Origin of the sequence: Microbacterium flavum (assembly GCF_018717645.1) — a bacterium.
Taxonomy (GTDB): Bacteria; Actinomycetota; Actinomycetes; order Actinomycetales; family Microbacteriaceae; genus Microbacterium; species Microbacterium flavum.
The window spans coordinates 312,008-335,594 of the sequence record NZ_JAFLHG010000002.1 but is presented as its reverse complement, the minus strand read 5'-3'; the positions used below and the strand labels follow the sequence as shown (position 1 = coordinate 335,594).

Annotated in this window: 23 protein-coding genes and 2 tRNA genes; 14 read left to right on the top strand and 11 right to left on the bottom strand. The window is 71.2% G+C overall.

Going from position 1 to position 23,587, the window contains the following annotated elements:
- Positions 1 to 28: 28 nt before the first annotated feature.
- The 6 genes from aceE (at position 29) to J0P97_RS03575 (ending at position 7,668) form a co-directional block, all read left to right on the top strand.
- A complete protein-coding gene (gene aceE, locus J0P97_RS03600; RefSeq protein ID WP_215486401.1) occupies positions 29 to 2,758 on the top strand; it encodes a pyruvate dehydrogenase (acetyl-transferring), homodimeric type in 2,730 nt (909 codons plus the stop codon).
- 8 nt (positions 2,759 to 2,766) lie between these two features.
- Positions 2,767 to 3,975 (top strand): PucR family transcriptional regulator, encoded by a 1,209-nt coding sequence (locus tag J0P97_RS03595; protein WP_215486400.1) that lies wholly within the window; start codon positions 2,767 to 2,769, stop codon positions 3,973 to 3,975.
- Positions 3,976 to 4,093: 118 nt separating this feature from the next.
- Entirely contained in the window at positions 4,094 to 5,014 is a 921-nt protein-coding gene (locus J0P97_RS03590) for an ACP S-malonyltransferase (RefSeq protein ID WP_215486399.1), read from the top strand.
- A complete protein-coding gene (locus J0P97_RS03585; RefSeq protein WP_215486398.1) occupies positions 5,011 to 6,030 on the top strand; it encodes a beta-ketoacyl-ACP synthase III in 1,020 nt (339 codons plus the stop codon). Before J0P97_RS03590 ends, J0P97_RS03585 begins: the two co-directional genes overlap by 4 nt.
- Positions 6,031 to 6,117: 87 nt before the next feature.
- The gene (locus tag J0P97_RS03580) at positions 6,118 to 6,366 is read left to right on the top strand and encodes an acyl carrier protein (protein ID WP_005049448.1); all 249 of its coding nucleotides are present in this window, start codon (positions 6,118 to 6,120) and stop codon (positions 6,364 to 6,366) included.
- Between the two features lie 63 nt (positions 6,367 to 6,429).
- Positions 6,430 to 7,668: a beta-ketoacyl-[acyl-carrier-protein] synthase family protein gene (locus tag J0P97_RS03575; RefSeq protein WP_215486397.1), complete on the top strand. Its 1,239-nt coding sequence runs from the start codon at positions 6,430 to 6,432 to the stop codon at positions 7,666 to 7,668.
- A gap of 207 nt (positions 7,669 to 7,875) precedes the next feature.
- Here the strand turns inward: J0P97_RS03575 and J0P97_RS03570 are convergent, their stop codons facing one another.
- The 3 genes from J0P97_RS03570 to J0P97_RS03560 form a co-directional block, all read right to left on the bottom strand.
- A complete protein-coding gene (locus tag J0P97_RS03570) occupies positions 7,876 to 8,388 on the bottom strand; it encodes a DUF3145 domain-containing protein (RefSeq protein ID WP_215486396.1) in 513 nt (170 codons plus the stop codon).
- 155 nt (positions 8,389 to 8,543) lie between these two features.
- A tRNA-Ile gene (locus tag J0P97_RS03565) sits at positions 8,544 to 8,618 on the bottom strand.
- Between the two features lie 71 nt (positions 8,619 to 8,689).
- Entirely contained in the window at positions 8,690 to 9,781 is a 1,092-nt protein-coding gene (locus J0P97_RS03560) for a DMT family transporter (RefSeq protein WP_215486395.1), read from the bottom strand.
- A gap of 42 nt (positions 9,782 to 9,823) precedes the next feature.
- Here J0P97_RS03560 and def point away from each other — a divergent pair, with 42 nt between their 5' ends.
- From def to J0P97_RS03530, 6 genes are read left to right on the top strand one after another with little or no spacing between them, the layout of a single operon-like run.
- Complete coding sequence (def, locus tag J0P97_RS03555; protein ID WP_215486394.1) at positions 9,824 to 10,390, top strand: peptide deformylase; 567 nt, start codon at positions 9,824 to 9,826, stop codon at positions 10,388 to 10,390.
- Between the two features lie 10 nt (positions 10,391 to 10,400).
- Entirely contained in the window at positions 10,401 to 11,144 is a 744-nt protein-coding gene (locus J0P97_RS03550; RefSeq protein WP_215486393.1) for a DUF4129 domain-containing protein, read from the top strand.
- Positions 11,141 to 11,596 carry a hypothetical protein gene (locus J0P97_RS03545; protein ID WP_215486392.1) on the top strand — a complete coding sequence of 152 codons (456 nt, stop codon included), beginning with the start codon at positions 11,141 to 11,143 and terminating at the stop codon, positions 11,594 to 11,596. Before J0P97_RS03550 ends, J0P97_RS03545 begins: the two co-directional genes overlap by 4 nt.
- A 23-nt stretch (positions 11,597 to 11,619) precedes the next feature.
- On the top strand, positions 11,620 to 12,585 hold the full coding sequence (locus tag J0P97_RS03540) for an AAA family ATPase (RefSeq protein WP_215486391.1): 966 nt from the start codon (positions 11,620 to 11,622) through the stop codon (positions 12,583 to 12,585).
- On the top strand, positions 12,582 to 13,931 hold the full coding sequence (locus tag J0P97_RS03535) for a DUF58 domain-containing protein (protein WP_215486390.1): 1,350 nt from the start codon (positions 12,582 to 12,584) through the stop codon (positions 13,929 to 13,931). The genes J0P97_RS03540 and J0P97_RS03535 overlap by 4 nt, the downstream gene beginning before the upstream one ends.
- On the top strand, positions 13,928 to 14,506 hold the full coding sequence (locus J0P97_RS03530; RefSeq protein ID WP_215486389.1) for a hypothetical protein: 579 nt from the start codon (positions 13,928 to 13,930) through the stop codon (positions 14,504 to 14,506). The genes J0P97_RS03535 and J0P97_RS03530 overlap by 4 nt, the downstream gene beginning before the upstream one ends.
- A gap of 8 nt (positions 14,507 to 14,514) precedes the next feature.
- On the opposite strand, the gene J0P97_RS03525 is transcribed toward J0P97_RS03530, so the two are convergent.
- From J0P97_RS03525 to dusB, 5 genes are all read right to left on the bottom strand, one after another.
- Positions 14,515 to 14,587: transfer RNA gene (locus J0P97_RS03525), tRNA-Asn, on the bottom strand.
- A 69-nt stretch (positions 14,588 to 14,656) separates the two neighbouring features.
- Positions 14,657 to 15,421, bottom strand: a complete 765-nt coding sequence (locus tag J0P97_RS03520; RefSeq protein WP_215486388.1) for an ATP-binding cassette domain-containing protein — start codon at positions 15,419 to 15,421, stop codon at positions 14,657 to 14,659.
- A gap of 55 nt (positions 15,422 to 15,476) precedes the next feature.
- Positions 15,477 to 17,354, bottom strand: coding sequence for a DNA primase (gene dnaG / locus J0P97_RS03515; protein WP_215486387.1), 1,878 nt, complete (start codon positions 17,352 to 17,354; stop codon positions 15,477 to 15,479).
- Positions 17,355 to 17,373: 19 nt separating this feature from the next.
- Positions 17,374 to 18,762 carry a deoxyguanosinetriphosphate triphosphohydrolase gene (locus tag J0P97_RS03510; RefSeq protein ID WP_215486386.1) on the bottom strand — a complete coding sequence of 463 codons (1,389 nt, stop codon included), beginning with the start codon at positions 18,760 to 18,762 and terminating at the stop codon, positions 17,374 to 17,376.
- Positions 18,752 to 19,909 carry a tRNA dihydrouridine synthase DusB gene (gene dusB / locus J0P97_RS03505; RefSeq protein ID WP_215486385.1) on the bottom strand — a complete coding sequence of 386 codons (1,158 nt, stop codon included), beginning with the start codon at positions 19,907 to 19,909 and terminating at the stop codon, positions 18,752 to 18,754. The genes J0P97_RS03510 and dusB overlap by 11 nt, the downstream gene beginning before the upstream one ends.
- Before the next feature lie 62 nt (positions 19,910 to 19,971).
- Here dusB and J0P97_RS03500 point away from each other — a divergent pair, with 62 nt between their 5' ends.
- Positions 19,972 to 20,475 carry a glutathione peroxidase gene (locus tag J0P97_RS03500; RefSeq protein WP_215486384.1) on the top strand — a complete coding sequence of 168 codons (504 nt, stop codon included), beginning with the start codon at positions 19,972 to 19,974 and terminating at the stop codon, positions 20,473 to 20,475.
- Positions 20,476 to 20,496: 21 nt separating this feature from the next.
- Here the strand turns inward: J0P97_RS03500 and J0P97_RS03495 are convergent, their stop codons facing one another.
- The 3 genes from J0P97_RS03495 to recO all read right to left on the bottom strand — a co-directional run bounded on the left by J0P97_RS03495 (position 20,497) and on the right by recO (position 22,782).
- Complete coding sequence (locus tag J0P97_RS03495; RefSeq protein ID WP_215486383.1) at positions 20,497 to 21,159, bottom strand: DsbA family oxidoreductase; 663 nt, start codon at positions 21,157 to 21,159, stop codon at positions 20,497 to 20,499.
- A gap of 94 nt (positions 21,160 to 21,253) precedes the next feature.
- A complete protein-coding gene (locus J0P97_RS03490) occupies positions 21,254 to 22,057 on the bottom strand; it encodes an isoprenyl transferase (protein ID WP_215486382.1) in 804 nt (267 codons plus the stop codon).
- Complete coding sequence (gene recO / locus J0P97_RS03485; RefSeq protein WP_215486381.1) at positions 22,054 to 22,782, bottom strand: DNA repair protein RecO; 729 nt, start codon at positions 22,780 to 22,782, stop codon at positions 22,054 to 22,056. Before recO ends, J0P97_RS03490 begins: the two co-directional genes overlap by 4 nt.
- Positions 22,783 to 22,891: 109 nt before the next feature.
- Between recO and J0P97_RS03480 the strand changes: the two genes are divergently transcribed.
- On the top strand, positions 22,892 to 23,587 hold the full coding sequence (locus J0P97_RS03480; protein WP_215486380.1) for a trimeric intracellular cation channel family protein: 696 nt from the start codon (positions 22,892 to 22,894) through the stop codon (positions 23,585 to 23,587).

Sequence of the window (23,587 nt, the reverse complement as noted above, 5' to 3'; positions counted from 1 at the left end):
CGATCCGCCAGACGAAGAAAGGTCTCCCGTGACTGTCAACGATCAGGATCCGTATTCGCAGGGCCCGCAGGACAGCGACCCCGAAGAGACCGGCGAGTGGGCGGAGTCGCTCCAGCAGCTCGTCGATGCCAAGGGCGCGGGTCGCGGCCGCGAGATCATGCTGAGCCTGCTCAACAAGTCGCGTGAGCTGCAGCTGAATGTCCCCCAGGTGCCGGTCACGGACTACATCAACACGATCGCGCCCGAGAACGAGCCGGAGTTCCCCGGCGACGAGGAGCTCGAGCGTCGCTACCGCCGCTGGATCCGCTGGAACGCCGCCATCACGGTCCACCGCGCGCAGCGCCCCGGCATCGGCGTCGGCGGTCACATCTCGACGTACGCGTCCTCCGCCTCGCTCTACGAAGTCGGCTTCAACCACTTCTTCCGGGGCCTGGACGCCCCCTCCGGCGGCGACCAGATCTTCATCCAGGGTCACGCCTCCCCGGGGATCTACGCCCGGTCGTTCCTCGAAGGACGACTGAGCGAGGAGCAGCTCGACGGTTTCCGCCAGGAGAAGTCGAAGGCGCCCGACGCCATCCCGTCCTACCCGCACCCCCGCCTCATGCCGCACTACTGGCAGTTCCCGACGGTGTCGATGGGCCTCGGCCCGATCAACGCCATCTACCAGGCGATGACCAACAAGTACCTCACCAACCGCGGCATCAAGGATGTCGGCGACTCGCACGTCTGGGCCTTCCTCGGCGACGGCGAGATGGACGAGGTGGAGTCGCGCGGTCAGCTCCAGGTCGCGGCGAACGAGGGTCTGGACAACCTGACCTTCGTCGTCAACTGCAACCTGCAGCGCCTCGACGGCCCGGTGCGCGGCAACGGCAAGATCATCCAGGAGCTGGAGGCCTTCTTCCGCGGTGCGGGATGGAACGTCATCAAGGTCGTCTGGGGTCGCGGCTGGGACGAGCTGCTCGAGGTCGACACCGACGGCGCCCTCGTGCGCCTCATGAACACGACGCCGGACGGCGACTTCCAGACCTACCGCGCCGAGGACGGCACCTTCATCCGCGACCACTTCTTCGGTCGCGACGAGCGCACCGCGGCGATGGTCAAGGACTGGTCCGACGAGGACATCTGGGGCAAGCTCCGCCGCGGCGGTCTGGACTACCAGAAGCTCTACGCCGCCTACAAGGCCGCCACCGAGCACAAGGGCCAGCCGACGGTCATCCTCGCCAAGACCATCAAGGGGTACGGGCTCGGGCACCACTTCGAGGGACGCAACGCGACCCACCAGATGAAGAAGATGACCCTCGAGGACCTCAAGCACTTCCGCGACTCGATGCGCATCCCGATCAGCGACGCGCAGCTCGAGGAGAACCCCTACCTGCCGCCGTACTACAACCCGGGGCTCGAGAACGACACCATCCAGTACATGGTCGAGAAGCGCCGGTCGCTCCAGGGCTTCCTCCCGGAGCGCCGCACGCACCACGTGCCGATCACCCTGCCCGACGACAACGCCTACGCGCTGCCGAAGAAGGGCTCGGGCACCCAGGAGATCGCGACGACCATGGCGTTCGTCCGTCTGCTCAAGGACCTCCTGCGCGCCAAGGGCTTCGGCAACCGGATCGTGCCGATCATCCCCGACGAGGCCCGCACGTTCGGCCTCGACGCGTTCTTCCCGACCGCGAAGATCTACAACCCCAACGGCCAGAACTACACCTCGGTCGACCGGGAGCTGCTGCTCGCCTACAAGGAGAGCCCGCAGGGTCAGATCATGCACGTCGGCATCAACGAGGCCGGCGCGATGGCCGCGTTCACCGGAACCGGGACGTCGTACGCGACGCACGGCGAGCCGCTGATCCCGGTGTACATCTTCTACTCGATGTTTGGCTTCCAGCGGACCGGCGACGCCCAGTGGGCCGCCGGGGACCAGATGGCGCGCGGGTTCATCATGGGCGCCACCGCCGGTCGCACCACCCTGACCGGTGAGGGCCTGCAGCACGCCGACGGCCACTCGCATCTGCTCGCATCCACGAACCCGGCGACCGTCTCGTACGACCCCGCCTACGGCTACGAGATCGCGCACATCGTGCGCACGGGCATCGACCGGATGTACGGGGGCAACCACCCCGACCCGGACGTCATGTACTACATCACGCTCTACAACGAGCCGATCGTGCAGCCGGCCGAGCCGGAGGGCGTGGATGTCGAGGGAATCGTCCGCGGCATCCACCGCATCTCGGAGGGCGGCGGCGAGGGCCACCGCGCCCAGCTGCTCGCCTCGGGCGTCGGCGTGCCGTGGGCCCTGGAGGCCCAGCAGCTGCTGGCCGAGGACTGGGGCGTGAGCGCCGATGTCTGGTCCGTCACGAGCTGGACCGAGCTGCGACGCGACGGCCTCGCGGCCGACGAGCACAACTTCCTGCACCCGATGGATGAGCCGCGCACGGCGTACCTGACCGAGAAGCTCCAAGGCAGCGCCGGTCCGGTCATCGCGGTCAGCGACTACATGCACGCCGTGCAGGACCAGATCCGCCCCTGGGTGCCGGCACGCTTCGCCACGCTCGGCGCCGACGGTTTCGGCTTCTCGGACACCCGCGCCGCGGCCCGCCGGTTCTTCAAGATCGACGGTCCCTCGATCGTGGTGCGCGCCCTGCAGGCGCTCGCCGACGAGGGTGCGCTCGATCGCTCGCTGTCGGCGCAGGCCATCGAGAAGTACCGCCTGTACGACGTGACGGCGGGGACGAGCGGCAACGCCGGCGGAGAGAGCTGATCGGCTCGATGCCCGCACGTCCCACACCGCAGGAGAAGGCGGAGACCCTCGCCTGGCTGCGGCGGATCTCCGGGGACCTCGCGACGGCCACGATGGGACGTCTCGAGGACTCGCTGCCGTGGTACGCGGACATGCCGCCTGCGCGACGCTCCGCCGTCGGACTCGTCGCGCAGGCGGGCATCGCCTCGTTCATCCAGTGGTACGACGACCCCGGGTCGACCCCGTGGATCGCGGCGGACATCTTCGCCGCCGCCCCACGGGAGCTCCTGCGCAGCGTCAGCCTGACCCAGACGCTGCAGCTGATCCGGGTGACGGTCGCCGTCACCGAGGAACGGGTCGCGGGGCGCGCGGAGGACCTGCGCGAGAGCATCTTGCTGTTCTCGCGCGAAGTTGCCTTCGCGTCCGCCGACGTGTACGCACGCGCCGCCGAGGCTCGGGGCCTGTGGGACGCGCGACTGGAGGCGCTCGTCGTCGACTCGATCCTCACCGGGGAGGCCGACGAGGAGCTTCCGAGCCGCATCGCCGCCCTCGGCTGGCATGGCCACGGCGAGGTGGCCGTCCTGGTCGGGACGACCCCGGTCCAGGTGGATGTCGACCAGCTGCGTCGGATCGCCCGCAAGATGGGCGTCGACGTCCTCATCGGCGTCCAGGGCTCGCGGCTCGTCCTGGTGATCGGCCGCGCCGATGCCCCGACCGCCGGAGAGGGCGGCGTGGAGCTGCCGTTCACCGAGATCGCCAAGCGGCTCGAGCCCGGTTTCGGCAGCGGGCATCTCGTCCTCGGCCCGACGGTCCCGGCACTGGTCGACGCCGGGCAGAGCGCTCGCGCCGCGCTGGCCGGCTTCGCCGTCGCCGGCGCCTGGCGGAACGCCCCCCGCCCCGTGGAGGCGGACGACCTCCTCCCCGAGCGGGCGCTGGCAGGAGACTCGGCTGCGAAGGCGACGCTCGTCGAGCGCATCTACCGGCCGCTGCAGGCGCATTCGTCCGACCTCGTGACGACGCTGTGGAGCTATCTCGACAACGGACGCTCCCTCGAAGCCACCGCGCGCGAGCTGTTCGTCCATCCGAACACGGTGCGGTACCGACTCAAGCGCGTGTCGGATGTCATCGGATGGGATGCCACGGGCCCGCGCGAGGCCCTCATCCTCCAGACCGCCCTCATCATCGGGTCGATCGGCACCGAGGTCACTCGGCGCCGTTCGGTACGACGCGGGGCGTGAGCACCGTGCGTCCGGCGCGTCCGGGCGCGCAGACCGTTGTCGGGTGGACACAAGCCATCCGGCGTTTCTTGTGACAACACTTCCAGCACTCCCGCCCAGATCTTGACAGGATAGAGCAGTGATCATCACCGTCTTCCCCGGCCAGGGCTCCCAGACCCCCGGGTTCCTCTCGCCGTGGCTCGAGCTCGACGGCGCCCGCGAGCGGCTCGCGCAGTACGCGGAGGACGCCCAGGTCGACCTCGTCGCCGCCGGCACCGAGTGGGATGCCGACCGCATCCGCGACACGCAGGTCGCCCAGCCCCTCATCGTCGCCGCGAGCCTCCTCTCCTCCGCGGCGCTGGCGGATGCCGCCGGCGCCGCTCCCGCCGGTGTCGCCGGCCACTCCGTCGGTGAGGTCGCGGCGCTGGTCGCCGCCGAGGTCCTCTCCGAGGTCGACGGCATGCGCCTCGTCGGCATCCGAGGACGGGCGATGGCCGAAGCCGCCGCCGCGGAGAAGACCGGGATGAGCGCCGTGATCGGCGGTGATCGTGACGCTGTCCTCGCGCGGCTCGCCGAGCTCGACCTCACCCCCGCCAACCACAACGGCGGCGGTCAGATCGTCGCTGCCGGCGCGCTGCCCGCCCTTGCCGCGCTCGCGGAGAGCCCCGTGGCCGGGACGCGGGTCATCCCGCTGCAGGTGGCCGGCGCCTTCCACACCGGCTACATGGCCCCCGCCGTCGAGACGCTCCGCGCCGCCGCCGCGGACGTGACGGTGTCGGACCCCCGCCGCACGCTGTGGACCAACCGCGACGGGAGCATCGTGGCGGACGGCCGCACCGCGCTCGACCTGCTCGTCGCTCAGGTCGCCTCCCCCGTCCGCTGGGACCTCTGCATGGAGTCCTTCGCCGCACACGGAGTGACGGGGATCATCGAACTGTCCCCCGCCGGCACGCTCACCGGTCTGGCCAAGCGCGCGCTGCGCGGCATCCCCACCGTCGCGGTCAAGACGCCCGACGATCTCGCGGCCGCGGCCGCCCTGCTGACAGGAGACGGCGCGTGAACACCTCACAGCCCGCGATCCGCACGATCACCCAGCCCACCGGTCCGGCGCACACCCGCATCTACGCCTACGGCGCCGCGCGGGGCGAGAACGCCGTCCCGAACGACGACCTGGTCGGGCCGATCGACTCCAGCGACGAGTGGATCCGCCAGCGCACGGGCATCGTGACGCGCACGCGCGCGAACGCCGGGACGACCGCCATCGAGCTGTCCACGGATGCCGCTGCCGAGGCGATCGCGCGCTCGGGCGTCGACCCGTCGCAGATCGACGCGGTGATCGTCGCGACCATCTCCAACCCGAAGCAGACGCCCTCGGTCTCGGCGATCGTCGCCGACCGCGTCGGTGCGAACCCCGCGGCCGCCTACGACGTGAACGCGGCGTGCGCCGGCTTCGCGTACGCCGTCGCGCAGGCCGACGCGCTCATCCGCGGCGGCGCCGCCCATTACGCCGTCGTGGTGGGCGCGGAGAAGCTCAGCGACGTCGTGGACCCCACCGACCGCTCCATCTCCTTCCTCCTCGGGGACGGCGCGGGCGCGGTCGTCATCGGACCGAGCGACTACCCCGGCATCGGACCGACCGTGTGGGGCTCGGACGGCTCGAAGGCGGACGCCGTGGGCATGAATCACACGCTCGTCGAGTTCCGCGACGGCGTCGCCCCGTGGCCGACCCTGCGCCAGGAGGGCCCGACCGTGTTCCGCTGGGCCGTCTGGGAGATGGTGAAGGTCGCACGCCAGGCACTCGAGGAGGCCGGCGTCGAGGCATCCGACCTCGCCGCGTTCGTCCCGCACCAGGCCAACATGCGGATCATCGACGAGTTCGCGAAGCAGCTGAAGCTGCCCGAGAGCGTCATCATCGGCCGGGACATCGAGACCACCGGCAACACCTCCGCGGCATCCATCCCCCTCGCGACGCACCGCCTGCTCGAGGAGCATCCGGAGCTCAGCGGCGGACTCGCGCTGCAGATCGGCTTCGGCGCCGGTCTCGTGTTCGGCGCCCAGGTCGTCGTCCTCCCGTGACGCGCGCGGCCTCACACCTAGACTGATCCCGACCCGGACGGGGACGCCCCGTCCGTGACACCACACCGAGTAAACAAGGAGAAACCCATGGCATTCAGCAACGACGAGGTCCTCGCCGGGCTTGCCGAGCTCATCACCGACGAGACCGGCATCTCGGCCGACGAGGTCGCGCTCGAGAAGTCGTTCACCGACGACCTGGACATCGACTCCATCTCGATGATGACGATCGTGGTCAACGCCGAGGAGAAGTTCGGCGTGACGATCCCCGACGAAGAGGTCAAGAACCTCAAGACCGTCGGCGACGCCGTCACCTTCATCACCACCAACCAGGCCTGACCCGGCCGCGCCGACCCGCACCCCGGTGGGGGCATCGCCCCCACCGGAGCATCGAGGACACCCATGAGCACTTCCCGCATCGTCGTCACCGGCATCGGCGCGTCCAGCCCCATCGGAGGCACGGCACCCGACAGCTGGTCGGCCCTCCTGGACGGCGCGTCCGGCACGCGCACCCTCGAATACGACTGGGTCGAGCAGTACAACCTCCCCGTCACGTTCGCCGCGCAGGCGGCGGTGCGCCCCGACACCGTGCTCGAGCGTCCGATCGCCAAGCGGCTCGACCCCTCGAGCCAGTTCGCTCTGGTCGCGGCGCAGGAGGCCTGGGCGGACGCGGGCAGTCCGGAGGTCGATCCAGAGCGACTCGGCGTCGACTTCGCCACCGGCATCGGCGGCCTCTGGACGCTGCTGGATGCCTGGGACACTCTTCGCGAGAAGGGCCCCCGTCGAGTGCTGCCGATGACGGTCCCGATGCTCATGCCGAACGCCGCCGCGGGGAACCTGTCCCTGCATTTCGGCGCGCGTGCGTACGCCCGGACCGTCGCGAGCGCCTGCGCCTCCAGCACGGAAGCGCTCGTCAACGCGATCGAGCACCTGCGCGACGGGCTCGCCGACGTCGTCATCGCCGGCGGCACGGAGTCGGTGATCCACCCCGTGACGATCGCCTCCTTCTCCTCGATGCAGGCGCTCTCCAAGCGGAACGACTCCCCCGAGACCGCCTCGCGGCCGGCGAGCATCGACCGTGACGGCTTCGTCATGGGAGAAGGGGCCGGGGTCCTCATCCTCGAGACCGAGGAGCACGCGCGCGCCCGCGGCGCGAAGATCTACGCCGTGCTCGCCGGGGGCGGGGTGACGGCGGACTCGTACCACATCACCGCGAACGACCCCTCCGGCGCGGGCGCCTCCCGCGCCGTGCGACTCGCGCTGGAGATGGCCGGTGCATCGCCCGACGACGTCACCCACATCAACGCCCACGCGACCTCGACGCCCGTCGGCGACCCCAATGAGTACGTCGCGCTGCACAGCGTCTTCGGCGACCGTCTCGACGAGATCCCGGTCTCGGCGACGAAGGCATCCACCGGACACCTCCTCGGCGGGACCGGCGCCCTCGAGGCGATCTTCACGGTCCAGGCGCTCCGCGACCGCGTCGCGCCCCCGACGATCAACATCACCGAACAGGACCCGGCCGTGCCGTTCCTGCTGTCGGGCGAGCCGACGCCGCTCGGTGCCGGCGACCAGCTCGCGATCAGCAACTCGTTCGGCTTCGGCGGGCACAACGCCGTCGTCGCCTTCGCGTCCGCCTGACCGGCGCCCCGAGGCCACGTGAAAGGGCCCCTCCCCCACCCCTGACAGCTGCAGGGAGTGGACGGAGGGGCCCTTCTCGGGTGAGGCGACGGATACGCGATCCCCGTCCCCGGGAAGCCGTCCGAGGCGGGTACGGGCGCATGAGCGCCGCCTGGTCTGTGAAGTTGTGCGGTTCTGGAGCCGGTGGGACTCCGAGCCTGTCGGCCGTCAGCCCACCTTGTGCAGCCAGACGACCGGCGCATCGTCGCTGGCGTGACGGAAGGTCTCGAGCTCCTCGTCCCAGGCAGCCCCGAGCGCCACATCGAGCTCGCGCTGGAGTTCGATCATGTCGCCCGCCGCGATCTCCATCGCGTACCGGATGCGGTCCTCGCCGATGACCACGTTGCCCGCGGTGTCGGTCTGCGCGAAGTGGATGCCGAGGTCAGGGGTGTGCATCCACCGTCCACCGTCGCTGCGCGGCGAGGGATCCTCGCTGACTTCGAAACGCAGGTGCTCCCAGCCGCGGATGGCTGTCGCCAGCGCCGCGCCCGTCCCCGCCGGGCCCTCCCAGTAGAACTCCGCGCGCCTGCTGCCGGCGAGCACCGGCTGATCGGCCCAGTCGAAGTTCACGGCGCGCCCGAGGGCACGCCCCACCGCCCACTCGAGATGGGGGCACAGCGCTCGCGGCGCGGAGTGGATGTAGATCACTCCGCGCGCCAGTGTGGTCGCCACAGACGCCATCGGTTTCTCCGTTTCTTCAGGTACGTCTTCCCCTACGACCTGATGGAAACAACCGGCGGAACTACTGGCGGAACTATGCGGTTATGGGCCCATTATGACCGATCGCGGCCCGCAATCACAACCGTGTGATTCGCGGCACGGCGAAGCGGTCGCGGTAGGGCGGGTGGGACTTGAACCCACGAATCGTCGGGTTATGAGCCCGCTGCCTTAACCAGCTTGGCCACCGCCCCGCGCCGGCAGGGCCGGCTCACCGATTCTAGCGATGGCGAGGGCGCCTGGCCGAGCGGCGCCCGCGCCCGGGTCAGGGTCTCGGCGTCGGGCGAGGGTCGTCCGGGTCGCGGACGGGCGGCTCCGGCCAGACCTTCGCCACGGCATCCGTCAGCTTCTCGGAGTTCGTCCGCGCCTCGCCCGGGGTGCGTCGACCCCCGTCACTGCCTCGAGGAATCGGGACCTCCTGGCTGTTGCTGACGACCTCCGGGTGGTAGCGCGCCAGCAGGAACACGCCGACCACGGCGAGCGCCCCGGCGACGACGAAGCCGATGTACGCGCCGAACGGGGCGCCGTCCGCCTCGTGCAGCACGGCGAGACCGATGATGATCGCGACGATCGGGTCCACGACGGTGAGTCCGGCGATCACCAGGTCCGGGGGGCCTGACGCGTAGGCGGTCTGCACGAAGTAGGCGCCCGACGCCGTCGCCGCCACCAGAGCGACGATGCAGACGATGGTCAGCCAGTCGAAGTTCCCGTTCTGGACGCGGTTGATGACGACCTTCGCGAGCGTGGCGACGAAACCGTAGATCATCCCGGCGGCGAGGATGTAGAACAGCGCGGACACGCGGCTGCGCAGCCACACCCACGTGCCGCCCAGGACGACGATCACGACGGCGAGGATGATCAGGACGGTGATGAGCTGCCCGTTGCTGATCGGCGTCTCCGTCGCGTAGAGCGCGGCGATCGTGACGAAGATGAGGATGCCCGTGATGCACAGTGCGATCGCCATGATCGAACGGCGGGTGGGCTTGTGCCCACTGATGCGGGCATTCAGGAGCGTGGTGATGACGAGGGAGACGGCCCCCAGCGGCTGCACGAGGATAAGCGGCGCGAACGAGAGCGCGGCGAGCTGGCACACGATCGCGAGACCCAGCATGACCGTGCCGGCGACCCACGAAGGACGCCGCAGGAGGTTCCACATCTGCCCGCCGGTGAGGCCCGCTCCCCCGTCGGTGCGCGTGAGCCGTTCGACCTTCTGCACGCCGCGGTGCTGGTACTGGGCGCCGAAGGACATGAAGATCGCGCCCAGGAGAGCCAGCGGGATGCCGATGAGGATCCCGGGGTCCGCGAAGACACCGACGAGCTGGTCGGCGACGTCGTCCAGGGAGGGTGCGGCATCCATCACTCGACACTAACCGCCGGGTGCGCTCGATAGGCTCAAGGCGTGGCTGTTCTCCCGATTCGCATCATGGGCGATCCCGTCCTGCACGCCCCCGCCGCTCCCGTCGAGCAGATCACCGACGACGTGCGTCGCCTCGTCGCGGATATGTTCGAGACGATGGATGCCGCTCCCGGCGTCGGTCTCGCCGCACCCCAGGTGGGCGTGGGCCTGCGCATCTACACCTACACCTACCCGGATGACGACGGAACGCCGTGGCGCGGCGTGATCATCAACCCGGAGCTGTGGATGGTGCCGCTCGAGCCGGGAGCCCCGGACCCCGACGAGGAGGCCGAGGGATGCTTGTCCTTCCCGGGGGAACGATTCCCCCTGCGCCGGTCCGAGCGCGTCACCGTGACGGGGACCGACCTCGACGGGGAGGCCGTGCGGATCGAGGTCGACGGATGGCGTGCGCGCATCATGCAGCACGAGTTCGATCACCTCGACGGCATCCTGTACCTCGACCGTCTCGACGACGGCGATTGGAAGACCGTGCAGAAGATCGCCCGCAAGCGCGGCTGGGGTCGGCCGGGCGCAGCGTGGACGCCGGGCATCGACGACATCGACGCCTGACCCTGACCCGATGACAAGACCCGTGCGCCGCCGCACCCGCGCCGCGGGTCTGGTCGCCGTCGCGGTCTGCATCGGGCTGGCTTTCGCGAGCGCCTTCGCGCCGCCGACGCTCATCACGTCCGCGCCAGGCCCGGTCGCCGACCAGCGCGGCCGGTCGGTGATCCTTCCGACCGCCTCCGGATTCCCGGCCCCGACGCTGATCCAGCCGCCGCGCCGGAACGTACAGGTGCCGGAAGACGTGCAGAGCATCCTGGGCACGCTCCTCGCCCTCGCGGCACTCGCCGCCGTCATCCTGATCGTCGTGCGCGTGGCGCGCGCGTTCGCTGCGCGGACGGCGCCGGCGCGCATCGACGAGGTGGTGACCGCACCGGTGGTCGATGCCGGAGCGGTCCAGGACGCGTTCCGCCGGGCGAGGGAGCAGATCGCGCTCGAGGACGACGCGAACCGCGCGGTGATCCGCTGCTGGGAGTCGGTCGAGTCGCTCGGCGGCGAGGCGGGGATCCCCCGCGAGGCGAGCCAGACCGCATCGGAGTACGTCATCGGCATCCTCTCCCGCCTCGACGCTCCGGCCGCTCCCGCCGCGCGCCTCTCCCGGCTGTACACGCAGGCGCTGTTCGCCGCCGCCCCCCTCCCTGCCGGCGCCGTGGTGCAGGCGCGTGCCGACCTTGCGGAGCTGGACGCCGCGCTCGCGCGCCCGGGGGGTCGAGTCCCGCCGGCTGTCGCCCGGTCGGATGCCGGGACGGACGCGCCATGAGGGGGTGGACTCGGGATTCTCCTCTCGTCGCCCTCCTGTGCGGCGCCGTACTCGGCGCACTGGCCTGGACCGCCGCTCTGCTGATGGGCTTCGGCGCACCTCTGCTCGTCTGGACTCTCGGCGGCGGCCTGGTCGGGGTGATCTGGTGGATGTTCCGCCACGTGGTGCCCAGCGATCCGGGCGAAGGCGTATCGGAGCCCCGCACGCCCGACGAGGCGTGGCCGTCGGGCGTCGAACGCGGGGCGCGTCTGCTGGAGAGCAGAATCCGCGGAGCCCGGCAGGGGCGGCCGGACGACCTCGCCGCCCTGCACGCGACGATCGCGGACATCGTCCGCGATCGGGGAGTCGACCCGAGCGCCGCACCCGCCGTTCACACCTACCTGAGTGCGCCGCCGCACACCCTCACCCGCGCACGATTGCGCACGATCCTGAGAGAGCTGGTCGACCTGTGACGACGCACGAGGAGAACGCCCGCATGTCCCTGACCGAGGCGGGCGCGGCCTGCCGGAGCGTGCTGGACGAGGTCGAACGAGCCATCGTCGGCAAACGGGAGGCGCTCGAGCTGGTGCTGACCGCGATCGTCGCGGGCGGCCACGTGCTGATCGAGGACTTCCCGGGGCTCGGCAAGACGCTCGCGGCCCGCAGCTTCGCGCACGCGCTGGGCCTCGACTTCCGGCGCGCCCAGTTCACTCCCGACCAGCTGCCGGCCGATCTCACCGGCAGCTACATCTACGACCAGTCCCGCGGCGAGTTCTCCTTCCGCGCGGGGCCGGTGTTCGCGGGCTTCCTCCTGGCCGACGAGATCAACCGCACCCCGCCGAAGACCCAGGCGGCGCTGCTGGAGGCGATGCAGGAGCACCAGGTCACCGTCGAGGGGCGCACGCACGCGCTGCCGCGCCCGTTCCATGTGATGGCCACGGCGAACCCCGTCGAGACGGAGGGCACGTACCCCCTGCCCGAGGCCCAGCTCGACCGCTTCCTGCTGCGGCTGCGGTTCGGCTACCCCGACGCGGCGCAGGAGTGGGAGATCGTCGAGCGGCGCATCGCGCGCCGCGCCGACGACATCGAAGTCGGGCGGGTGCTCGACGCGCGCGCAGTGCTCGCGGTGCAGCAGGCGGCCGAGGACGTCTACGTCCACCCCGCCGTCGGCCGCTACGCCGTGGAGGTGACGGCGGCGACCCGGAGCGATTCCGCGGTGCTCGTGGGCGCCTCGCCGCGCGGCAGCCTCGCCCTCGTGACCTGTGCTCGCGCTCGCGCACTGATCGATGGGCGCGGATTCGTCTCCCCCGATGACATCAAGGCGCTGGCCTCCGCCGCGCTGGCGCACCGCATCACCATCCGGCCCGAGCTGTGGCTGAGCGGGCGATCCGGCGAGCAGGTGGTGGGCGCGGCCCTCGAGCGCGTTCCGGTGCCGGTCGAGTACCGTCCGGACCGCGCATGAGCCCCGCGGTGCACCGCCCGACACCATCGTTCGTGCGCGCCGTTCTGCTCGCTGCGGGCACAGCCCTCCTCGCCCTCGTGACGGGCCGACCCGAGCTCGTCGTCCTCGCGGCACCGTTCGTGGTGTGGTGCGTGGTCGGGGTGCTCGGGCGACCGCGCGCGACGGAACCGCCGCCGTCGGTCACCGTGTCGGCGCGTGCTCTTGCGGCGGGAGAGGCGGTCGCCGTCACCGCTCGGGCAGGCCGTGACGGCGCCTCCCGCTCGGGTGAGGCCGCCGGTGCGGTCGTCGATCTCTCGCTGGCTCCGGCGGCGGACGTCGAGCTCGATCCGATGTGGGGCGCGACGTGCGGCGTCGACGCGACCACCGTCAAAGCAAGGCCGCGGCGCTGGGGGCGTTTCGATCTGGGCGAGGCCATCGTGGTCGCATCCGATCCGCGGGGCTTGTGGCAGACAGAGGTGCGCGTGCCGCTCGGCGTCGTGGATGTGGCGCCGACGGCGACGGTCCCCGGGCGGGGCGATGCGATCCCGCACCCGATCGGCGTCGCCGGCATCCATCACTCCCGGCGCGCCGGCGACGGCAGCGCCCTGGCCGACATCCGCGTGTACGTGCCGGGCGACCGCCTCACGCGTATCAACTGGCGGGTCACCGCGCGGACGGGCAGCCCGCATACCAACGCGACCACGGCCGACCGCGACACCGACGTCCTCATCGTCCTCGACACCCTCACCGACGCGACCTCCGCGCAGATGCCGGGAGAGTTCGCCTCGAGCCTCGATGCGACGGTCGTGGCCGCGGCATCCCTGGCCGAGCACTATCTGCGCCTCGGCGACCGCGTCGCCGTGCACGACCTCGGCGGCCTCGTCGCGGATCTCCCCCCGCGCGCCGGCATCCGCCAGTTCGCCGTGCTCGCCGCACGGTTCGGAGGCGTCCGGCGCGACGACCGGGTCCAGAGGGCGCTCCGACCCGTGCGGCGCCTGCGCCCGGGGACGTTCGCCGTCGTCTGCTCACCTCTTCTCGACGAGCAGGTGCGGGGCGAGATCTCCGCGCTGGTGCGGCGCGGCGCCGCCGTCCTCGTCGTCGACACCCTGCCCGCACGGCTCGGCCGGATCGAGCGCGGCACCCTCGACCGGCCCCGGGCCCTGCAGGCGGCTCTCGGAACCTCCGGGACCGCACTCTGGGAAGAGGCGTGGGCGCTCCGCCGGCTGCAGCGCGCTCCCGAGGTCGCGCGGCTTCGTGACGCCGGCATACCCGTCGTGCCCTGGCGCGGGGTCGGGGGCGTCGGCGCACTCGCGGCGGCGCTCGCCGCGCAGCGCCCGACGGCCCGCAGCGGAAGGATGCCGGGATGAGCGCCGTGACCGAGTTGCTGATCGCCCTCATCGAACGCGTACGGCGGCGCCCCGCCGCGCACTGGATGCTGCGCCTCGCGCTCGCGGCCTGCGGGCTGGCGGCGCAGGGCGGCATCACCCTGCACGCCGGTGCGAGCTTCTGGACCTCGATGGGCGTCGTGGCGGTCGCCACCGGAGTCGCTCTTCCCCGCACGGTCGTGCCGCTCCTCACGGCAGCCCTGCTGATCCTCCAGGCCGCCGCGGCGGCCCTGCCGACACTCGCCCTCGTTCCGGTGGCGGTCGCCCTGCTCGGCTGGCACACGTGCGCCACGCTGCTGTCGATGGGAAGGCCCTGGGCGCGGGTGGACCGGAGCGTGCGGGTGGGCATCCGGATGCCTGTCCTCGCGAGCCTCGGGACGATCGCCGTGACCGCGGCGGCGGCCGCGGTCGCGCAGGGCCTGGACGCCGGCGAGGCGGGCATCCTCACGGTGACGGCGGCCTTCGCGGTCGTGTTCGGAGCGATGGTGGCGCTCTGGCCGGCGCAGGACGCGGGAGTGCCCAGGGAAAAGGAGAACGCCCCAGGGGTGGAGCCCTGAGGCGTTCGCTCCCCGGCTTGGACTCGAACCAAGAACCTGCCGGTTAACAGCCGGCTGCTCTGCCAATTGAGCTACCGAGGATCAGTCACCTGCGAGCAGGCAACCCGTCCATATTAGCAAAGCCGAAGGGGTGCTCGCGACGCGAGGGCGCTAGGAGACCAGGCGGGTCTCCTCGTCCGGGGTCCACAACACATCGCCCGTCCCGTGGCCGTAGCCGACCGGGTGCCCGCCGCGCAGCACGAGCACATCGGCGTCGAGCTCTCGGACGGTCTGCGCGTCGTTGGTGACGACGACGATGGCCATGCGCTCCTCATCGCGGCGGCGCAGAAGCGCATCCCGTGAGGCCACGCGCACCTCGGGGTCGAGGTTCGCGTAGGGGTCGTCGCCCACGAAGACCCGGGGCTCCAGCACGAGCGCTCGAGCCAGCGCGACGCGCTGCCGCATCCCCGAACTCAGCTCGTAGGGGTACTTCGAGGCTGATCCGAGCGGCAGCTGCAGCTCGTCGAGGAGTCCCGCGATCCGGTACGACAGCGCGCGCTGGTTGACCCGGCGGTCTCGCGACGTGACGGGTTCGCCGATCAGCTCCGCGACGGTCAGCCGCGCGGCGAGGGCTGCGCCCGCCCCCTGGGCGAGATATCCGGTCAGATACGAGCGGACACGCAGCGGGCGGCCGCCCTTGCGCATCGGGATGCCGTCCACGAACCCGACGCCGCCGACGATCGACAGGGAGGGGTCGGCGTCACCGGCGATCACCGCGGCCAGACTCGACTTCCCCGAGCCGGTGGGACCCATGAGGGCGAAGGCCCCGCCGGGGGCGAGACGGAAGGAGATCCCCTCCGCGACCCGCACCCCGCCGCGGGCGACGGACAGGTCGTCGCACTGCACGGCGATGTCGGACGGGAGGCGTCGGTGCATGCGATCATCCTGCCTCGTTCACCCGTGCGGCGCCACCGCGGCCGCCGCCGCGCGGTCATGACCCCTCGGTCAGACCCCTCCGACGCGCATCGAGATCGCGGAGACTCAGTCGGACGGCGCGTCCCTCCTCGGACTCTGCGGGGACACGCTGGATCGCGCCGAGCAGCGCCACCTTCTCCCGGTCGATCGCGCGGATACGGAGGGTCCGGGCGAGCGAGCGGGTGGACAGCTGAGCCTCGAGTTCGGTCAGAGCGGGGAAGCTCGCCGTCAGGAGTTCCACGGCGAGCGAGCGCAGCGGTTCTCGGACGGACTCGGCGGCGGCGACGGCCCACCCGATCCGCGTGCGGTCGGGCTGAGCGAGGATCGACTGCCGCACGACGTCGAGAGCGGGCACGGTCATCGGGATCGCCAGGGCGGCGTCGATCTCCGCCGCCTCGACGAGGTGACCGTACTGCAGGATGCCCATCAGCGCGTCGCGTTCCAGCGCCGCGTCCGACGTCCGCGGCAGCGAGGCGATCGTCGCCCGGGCGATCGTCGCAGGCTGGTCCGTCGTCATCGCGGCCGCCCCGGATGCCGGGGCCGCGGGCCCGCGCGCATCGGGGCGCTCCGACCCCTCGGACTCGCGCCGCGCGGCTCGCAGGACCGCCCGGTGCACGTCGCGCAGGTCCTCGCCGAGCCGGCGCGCGAGGACGTGCTCGTACCTGCCGCGGATGCCGCTGTCCTTGATCTCCGCCACGATCGGCGCGGCGGAGCCCAAGGCGGCCACCCGCCCCTCGACCGAGGCGAGGTCGTGGCCGGCGATCCGCTGATCGATGACGAACTCGAACAGCGGAGACTTGGTGTCGATCATCGCGCGGACCGCGCCGTCGCCGCGGTTCAGCCGGAGGTCGCACGGGTCGAGGCCCTCCGGGCCGACGGCGACATAGCTCTGCAGCGTGGAGGTGCGCGCCTCGGCGAACGCCCGGACTGCGGCCTTCTGCCCGGCGGCGTCGGGGTCGAAGGTGAACACGACCTCACCCGAGGCATCCGTGCCGACGATACGACCGACGACGCGCATGTGCTCCGAGCCGAACGCCGTCCCGCAGGTGGCGATCGCGCTGGTCACGCCGGCGAGATGGCACGCCATCACGTCGGTGTACCCCTCGACGACGACGACACGGTGCGAGCGGGAGACCTCCTTCTTCGCGAGGTCCAGGCCGTAGAGCACCTGCGCCTTCTTGTAGATCGGCGTCTCGGGGGTGTTCAGGTACTTCGGGCCCTGGTCGTCCTCGTACAGGCGTCGCGCGCCGAAGCCGATCGTCTGACCGGTGATGTCCCGGATGGGCCAGATCACCCGTCCGCGGAACCGGTCGTAGACGCCGCGCTGTCCCTGCGAGAGGATGCCGGCCGCCAGCAGCTCCTCGTCCGTGAATCCCTGCGCATGCAGCGCATCGCGAGCGCCGTTCCATCCCTTCGGGGCATAACCGACCCCGAAATGCGCGGCGGCGCCGGCATCGAAACCGCGCTCCCCGAGGAAGCGGCGCGCAGCATCCGCCTCGCCGGTCGCGAGCTGCCCGCGGAACCACTCGGCGGCGGCGGTGTTCGCTTGATAGAGCCGCGTGCGGCCGCTCGTCTCAGGCGCCGCTCCCCCGTCCTCGTAGTGCAGCGTGTAGCCGATGCGCGCGGCGAGGCGCTCGACGGCCTCGGTGAAGGACAGGTGGTCCATCGCCCGCAGGAAGGAGTAGACATCGCCCGACTCTCCGCAGCCGAAGCAGTGGTAGTAGCCGACCTGTGGGCGCACGTGGAAGCTGGGACTGCGCTCGTCGTGGAAGGGGCAGAGCCCCTTGAGCGACCCGACGCCCGCCGATTTCAGCGCGACGCGCTCCCCGACGATGTCGGCGATGTTCGTGCGCGCTTTGACCTCTTCGACGTCGGCCTGCGCGATCCGTGCCATCAGCGGCCCGCGTCCGCGGTCATGAGCTCTCCCCCGGCCACAGGCCCGAAATCGGCTCGGGCAGGGCGAACCCGGCGTGCACGGTCGCGCGATCATCGCCCGAGCGCAGGCCGAGCTCCCGGAGATCCACCGGGCCGATCAGTCGGGCGTGCCATTCGATCGCGAAGCGGTCGGTGAGGCTCGCGACCTGGTCGACGACGGCGCGCTTGCGCGCCTCATCCGTCACCGCGACGCGGAAATCCTCGCTGTGCTGGCGGTCCAGATTCTCGGGGCGCTCCCACAGCGCGGTCGCGAGTCGTTTCAGAACGCGGCGCTGCTCCTTGTAGAGCCCCTTGCGGCCGTCGATCGAGACGACGAAGGCGCCGATGATGCCCTTGAGCACCGCCATCTCCGCCTCCACCACACGCGGGACGACGACGCGACCGCGGTAGCGGGCGAGGCTGGGCGCCGGGTAGTGCTCCCGCGTCGCGGTCGTCGCCGCCCGCGCGAAGCGCCCGATCAGGTCGGAGGTGAGGTTCTTCAGCCGGGCGACGTCGGCGCGGCCGGCCGAGAAGCCGGACAGCCACTCCGGCAGTCGCATGAGGCGGTACAGCGCGTCCTCGAGCTCGTCGCGCGCGAAGCCGTAGCCGACCCAGGTCTGGATGGCCGTGAGCAGCGCCTCCCGCTCGCGCGGGTCGGCGAGGCGGGCGGGGTCGAGATACCCGTTGAGGACGGCGTCCTCGAAGTCGTGCACCGAGTAGGCGATGTCGTCGGAGAGGTCCATGACCTCCGCCTCGATGCAGCGCAGACGCCCCGGAGCGCCCTCCCGCATCCACAGGAAGAGGTCCTCGTCCTCCGGGTACACGCCGAACTTGTCGCGCCCGCCCGGATCGGGCACGGCATGATCCACCGTCCACGGATACTTGCACGTTGCATCCAGACTCGCCCGCGTGAGGTTGAGGCCGATCGAGCGTCCGGCGGCGTCGAGCACCTTCGGCTCGAGCCGGGACAGGATCCGCAACGACTGCGCGTTTCCCTCGAACCCGCCGATGTCGGAGGCCCACTCGTTCAGGGCCCGCTCGCCATTGTGGCCGAACGGCGGATGCCCGAGGTCATGGCTCAGGCACGCCGTGTCCACGACGTCGGGCGAGAGCTCGAGTGCGACGGCGAGCTCCCGGCCCACCTGCGCGACCTCGAGCGAGTGCGTGAGACGATTCCGCGCGAAATCCGCGGGGCTGGCCGGGCTCAGGACCTGCGTCTTCGCGGCCAGACGGCGCAGCGCCGCGGAGTGCAGCACCCGCGCACGGTCGCGGGCGAAACTGTCGCGCTGCGAGCGGTGCGTCTCGGCGAGGAAGCGCTCGGCGTCGTGGTCGTCGTATCCGGCAGGGCGACCGCGGAGCGCGCCGAGGCCGCCGCCCTCACCCGCCACTGGTGTCCAGTTCGGCGTCGGCGAGGGTGCGGGATGCCTCTCCGGACATCTCCCGCGTCGTCAGCCAGCCGTCGGGGAGCGCCGGACGCTTCGGGGTTCCGGCTCGGCCGCGCTGGCCCTCGGCGGCCGCACCCGGGTAGGGCGCGTCCAGATCCATCGTCGCGACGAGCTCGTCGATCTCGGCGAGCGAGGACGCGGTCGCGAGCGCGGCCCGGAGCTCTCCGCCCACCGGATACCCCTTGAAGTACCACGCGACGTGCTTGCGGATGTCGCGGCATCCACGGCCCTCGTCCTCGAAGAACTCGACGAGGAGCTCCGCGTGGCGGCGGAACGCCGCGGCGACATAGCCCAGCGTGGCGTCGGGCCGGATGCCCGGCGCGCCGAATGCCGCGGCGAGATCGCCGAACAGCCAGGGCCGACCGAGGCACCCGCGGCCCACCACGACGCCGTCGCACCCGGTCTCGGCCATCATGCGCACGGCGTCCTCCGCCGACCAGATGTCGCCGTTGCCCAGCACCGGGATGCTCGTCACGGCCTGCTTCAGCTGCGCGATCGCGCTCCAGTCCGCCTGACCCGAGTAGAACTCGGCGGCGGTGCGGGCGTGGAGGGCCACGGCGGCGACCCCGGCGTCCTCGGCGATCCGGCCCGCATCGAGGAACGTGAGGTGGTCGGAGTCGATGCCCTTGCGCATCTTGACCGTGAGCGGAACGTCGCCGGCGGCGCGCGCCGCGCGCGTGACGATCTCCCGGAACAGCTCGGTCTTCCACGGGAGGGCCGCTCCGCCCCCCTTGCGGGTCACCTTCGGCACGGGGCAGCCGAAGTTCAGGTCGATGTGATCGGCCCGATCCTCCTCGACGAGCAGGCGCACGGCCGCCTCTGTGGTGGCGGGATCGACGCCGTAGAGCTGGATGGAGCGGGGGGTCTCCGACTCGTGGTGCGTGATGAGCCGCATCGTCGTCGCGTTCCGCTCGACGAGCGCGCGCGTCGTGATCATCTCGCTCACGTACAGCCCCGCGCCGTACTCGCGGCACAGGCGCCGGAACGCCGTGTTCGTGATGCCCGCCATGGGCGCGAGCACGACGGGCGCGTCAAGCGTGATCGGCCCGATGCGCAACGGGGCGACGGCGGTGGTGGTGGCGGTCGACATCCTGTCCATTCTCCCAGACGCGAGCCCGCACGGGCGCCCCCGGCAGGCCTATCGTGGACGGTATGGCCGAGACGACGACTGTGGACATCCGCGACATCACCTACACCGACGCCGACGGGGGCGAGCGGACGCTGTCGGAGTTCGGCGACCGGGCGCTCCTCATCGTCAACGTGGCATCGCGCTGCGGCCTCACGCCGCAGTACGAGCAGCTCGAAGAGCTTCAGAAGACGTACGGCGAGCGCGGGCTTCAGGTCATCGGGTTCCCGTGCAATCAGTTCATGGGGCAGGAGCCGGGCTCGATGGACGAGATCCTCGAGTACTGCGCGACGACCTACGGCGTGACCTTCCCCATCGCGCAGAAGGTGAAGGTGAACGGCTCGAACGCCGCGCCTCTCTACAAAGCCCTGAAGAAGGCGCGCAACGCGGAAGGCGCGAAGGGCCCGGTCATGTGGAATTTCGAGAAGTTCCTCGTGACGCCCGGCGGCGCCGTCCACCGCTTCCGCCCGCAGACGAAGCCCGACGCCCCGGAGGTCATCGCGGCGATCGAGGCGAGCCTCCCCGCCTGATCCGTCTGGTGCGGTGACCGCTCAGGCGGTCTTCTCGGCCCACACCTGCCGCGCGATCTGAGCGAACGCCTCAGGCGGCTGCGCACCGCTGACCCCGTACGTGCCGTCGATCACGAAGAACGGCACACCCTGGATGCCGTACGCCTGCGCCTGCGCCTGGTCGGCGCGGACGTCGGGGAGGTGGCGCTCCGACTCGAGCGCCTCACGGACGGCGTCGCCGTCGAGCCCGACCTCCACCGCCAGCTCGACCAGGTCATCGACGCGGCCGACGTGCCGACCCTCGGTGAAGTAGGCGGCCATGAGGCGCTCCTCCATCGCGTGCTGCGCACCCTCCGCCTTCGCGAAGTGCAGGAGCTCATGGGCTTTGACGGTGTTCGTGTGCTGGAGGAGGTCGAAGCGGTAGTCCAGCCCCGCGTCGGCGGCGACCCGAGTGACGTTGCCCAGCATCTCCTCCACCTTCTCGCGTGGCATCCCCTTGTGTCCGGAGAGGAAGTCCAGCTCGTCACCGTCGAAGTCGACCGGGGTGTCGGGAGAGAGTTCGAACGAGTGATAGGTGATCTCCACCTGAGGGGCGTCCTCGTCATCGGCGGCGACCCGCAGACCGGTCTCGAGGTTGCGCTTGCCGATGTAGCACCACGGGCAGGCGATATCGCTCCACACGTCGATTCTGATCTTGTCCGTCACACCAGAGGAGAACGACGGCGCGCGCCGTCTATTCCCGCCGGGGCATGACCACTCGAGCCGCGCCGCCTCTGGCGGGTCGGACGACCTCGAGGGGTCAGGCGGTCGGGGCGTCCACGGCCCCGCCGAAGCGGCGGCTCCGGCTGAGGTACAGCTCGATCGCATGCCAGAGGTCCGTGCGGGAGAAGTCCGGCCAGAGCGTGTCGAGGAAGACCATCTCCGCGTACGCCGACTCCCAGAGGAGGAAGTTGGACGTGCGCTGCTCGCCGCTCGATCGCAGGAACAGGTCGACGTCGGGCATGTCGGGAACGTACAGGTGGCGCCGGAGGGTCTTCTCGGTGATCGCGGAGGGCTTCATCCGGCCTGCGGCGATCTCGGTGCCGAGAGCGCGCATCGCGTCGATGATCTCGTGCCGGCCGCCGTAGTTGATGCACATCGTGAGGGTGAGGGTGTCGTTGCGTCGCGTGAGCTCCTCGGCGTACTGCAGCTCGGTGATGACCGATCCCCAGAGCCGGGGCTTCCGCCCGGCCCAGCGGATGCGCACCCCCCATTCGTTGAGCTGGTCGCGACGGCGGTGCAGGACATCACGGTTGTACCCCATGAGGAAGCGCACCTCGTCGGGCGAGCGCGTCCAGTTCTCGGTCGAGAAGGCGTACACGCTCAGGTGGCGCACCCCCGCCTGGATCGCGCCGGCGACGACGTCGAGGAGGACCTCCTCCCCCGCGCGGTGGCCTTCGACGCGCGTCAGCCCGCGTCGATTCGCCCACCTCCCGTTGCCGTCCATGACGATCGCCACGTGACCGGGGACGCTCCCCTTCGGGAAGGCAGGCGGGCGGATGCCGGTCCAGTCCAGCGGTCGGTACGGGACGGCGTCGCGGTGGGTATAGGGCTTGGGCGTCACCGGAGGGTCTCCACATGGGACAGGGAGCGGATGCCGCGCTCCAGGTGGTACTGGGTGTAGGCGGCCACGAGACCGGACGCCGCCGCGGAGGTGGCGTCGGGTGCGGCATCCACCGTCTCCCACTCGCCCGCGATGAGCGCCTGCAGGAGCTCGCGCGTCTCAGGCCGCACCCGTGCCGACCCGACGGGTGCGCACGCGGCGCACACCGTCCCGCCGAGCTGGGCCACGAAACCGTCGTGCGGGCCGGGGGCGGCGCACCGGGCGCAGTCCTCGAGCGAGGGCGCCCATCCCGAGAGCGCCATCGCGCGGAGGAGATACGAGTCGAGCACGGCCCGCGCCGTATGGCTGCGCAGCGAGAGGGTCCGCAGGCCCCCCACGAGAAGCAGGTACTGCTGCGGGGTGGCCTCGGCCTCGCCGAGCCGGTCGGCGGTCTCGACCATCGCGTGGGCGGCCGTGTAGCTGTCGTAGTCGGAGACGATCGTCGCGCCGTATGCGCCGAGCGATTCCGCCTGCTGCACGATGTCGAGCGTACGGCCCTGATAGAGCTGCACGTCGGCGACCATGAAGGGCTCCAGGCGCGCCCCGAAGCGCGACGACGTGCGCCGCACGCCCTTCGCGACGGCGCGCACCTTGCCGTGACGACGGCTGAGCATCGTCACGATGCGGTCCGCCTCCCCGAGCTTGTGGGTACGCAGGACCACGACTTCGTCGCGGTAGGTGGGCACCCCTCCATTATCGTCGCGGGCTCCGACGTGGGCTCGGAGGTGGACGGCGGCGCGTCCCGCCGGTGGTGTCGGTGCGGCGCGGGCGGGCCCGGGCCGGGACAATGGGGTGGTGACCGAGCCTCTCTTCGTGATCCCCCTGTGGGCGGACCTCCTCGCCGTCGGCCTCGGCGGCGTGCAGGGCGCGCTGTTCGCCTCGGGCTTCGTCGGGCGTCAGCGCCTCGACCTCCTCGGGGTGACCCTCATCGGGATCGTGATGGGCATGGGCGGAGGACTCATCCGCGATCTCCTGCTGAACGTCACGCCGACGACCCTCCAGAGCAACTGGTACCTGCTGACCGCCGTCGGCGCATCGCTGGTCGGCATGCTGCTCGCGGGCGTCTTCCGAAGGCTCAACGCCGTGATCGTCGCGTTGGATGCCGTCGTGATCGGACTGTTCGGCGCGTTCGGCACCGCGAAGGCGCTCGCCCTCGGCCTGCCGTTCGTGCCCGCGGTGTTCGTCGGCGTGTGCTCGGCGGTCGGCGGCGGCATCCTGCGCGACGTCATCCTGGGGCTGCCCGTCGCCATCATGCACGTCGGCTCGCTCTACGCGGTCGCCGCGGGGGTCGGCTGCGTCGTGCTCGCCGGTTCCGCTGCCCTGGGCGCACCGATCGCGGTCGCGGCGATCGCGTGCGTGGTGGTGACGACGGTCATCCGCCTGCTCGCCGTGATCTTCGACATCTCGCTGCCCGAACAGCGGGCGCTGCATCGCCGGAAGGTCGCCATCGAGACGAGCGCGATCCCGATCATCCGCCCCTCCGACGGCTGA

Bases quoted from the DNA above. Each gene is read 5' to 3' on its own strand.
- J0P97_RS03520 (WP_215486388.1), bottom strand. From the start codon at position 15,421: ATGCACCGACGCCTCCCGTCCGACATCGCCGTGCAGTGCGACGACCTG.
- J0P97_RS03570 (WP_215486396.1), bottom strand. From the start codon at position 8,388: ATGGCGTCTGTGGCGACCACACTGGCGCGCGGAGTGATCTACATCCAC.
- J0P97_RS03575 (WP_215486397.1), top strand. From the start codon at position 6,430: ATGAGCACTTCCCGCATCGTCGTCACCGGCATCGGCGCGTCCAGCCCC.
- dnaG (WP_215486387.1), bottom strand. From the start codon at position 17,354: ATGGCACGGATCGCGCAGGCCGACGTCGAAGAGGTCAAAGCGCGCACG.
- J0P97_RS03550 (WP_215486393.1), top strand. From the start codon at position 10,401: ATGACAAGACCCGTGCGCCGCCGCACCCGCGCCGCGGGTCTGGTCGCC.
- J0P97_RS03530 (WP_215486389.1), top strand. From the start codon at position 13,928: ATGAGCGCCGTGACCGAGTTGCTGATCGCCCTCATCGAACGCGTACGG.
- J0P97_RS03500 (WP_215486384.1), top strand. From the start codon at position 19,972: ATGGCCGAGACGACGACTGTGGACATCCGCGACATCACCTACACCGAC.
- J0P97_RS03540 (WP_215486391.1), top strand. From the start codon at position 11,620: ATGTCCCTGACCGAGGCGGGCGCGGCCTGCCGGAGCGTGCTGGACGAG.
- J0P97_RS03595 (WP_215486400.1), top strand. From the start codon at position 2,767: ATGCCCGCACGTCCCACACCGCAGGAGAAGGCGGAGACCCTCGCCTGG.
- J0P97_RS03580 (WP_005049448.1), top strand. From the start codon at position 6,118: ATGGCATTCAGCAACGACGAGGTCCTCGCCGGGCTTGCCGAGCTCATC.
- J0P97_RS03535 (WP_215486390.1), top strand. From the start codon at position 12,582: ATGAGCCCCGCGGTGCACCGCCCGACACCATCGTTCGTGCGCGCCGTT.
- dusB (WP_215486385.1), bottom strand. From the start codon at position 19,909: ATGTCGACCGCCACCACCACCGCCGTCGCCCCGTTGCGCATCGGGCCG.
- J0P97_RS03545 (WP_215486392.1), top strand. From the start codon at position 11,141: ATGAGGGGGTGGACTCGGGATTCTCCTCTCGTCGCCCTCCTGTGCGGC.
- J0P97_RS03560 (WP_215486395.1), bottom strand. From the start codon at position 9,781: ATGGATGCCGCACCCTCCCTGGACGACGTCGCCGACCAGCTCGTCGGT.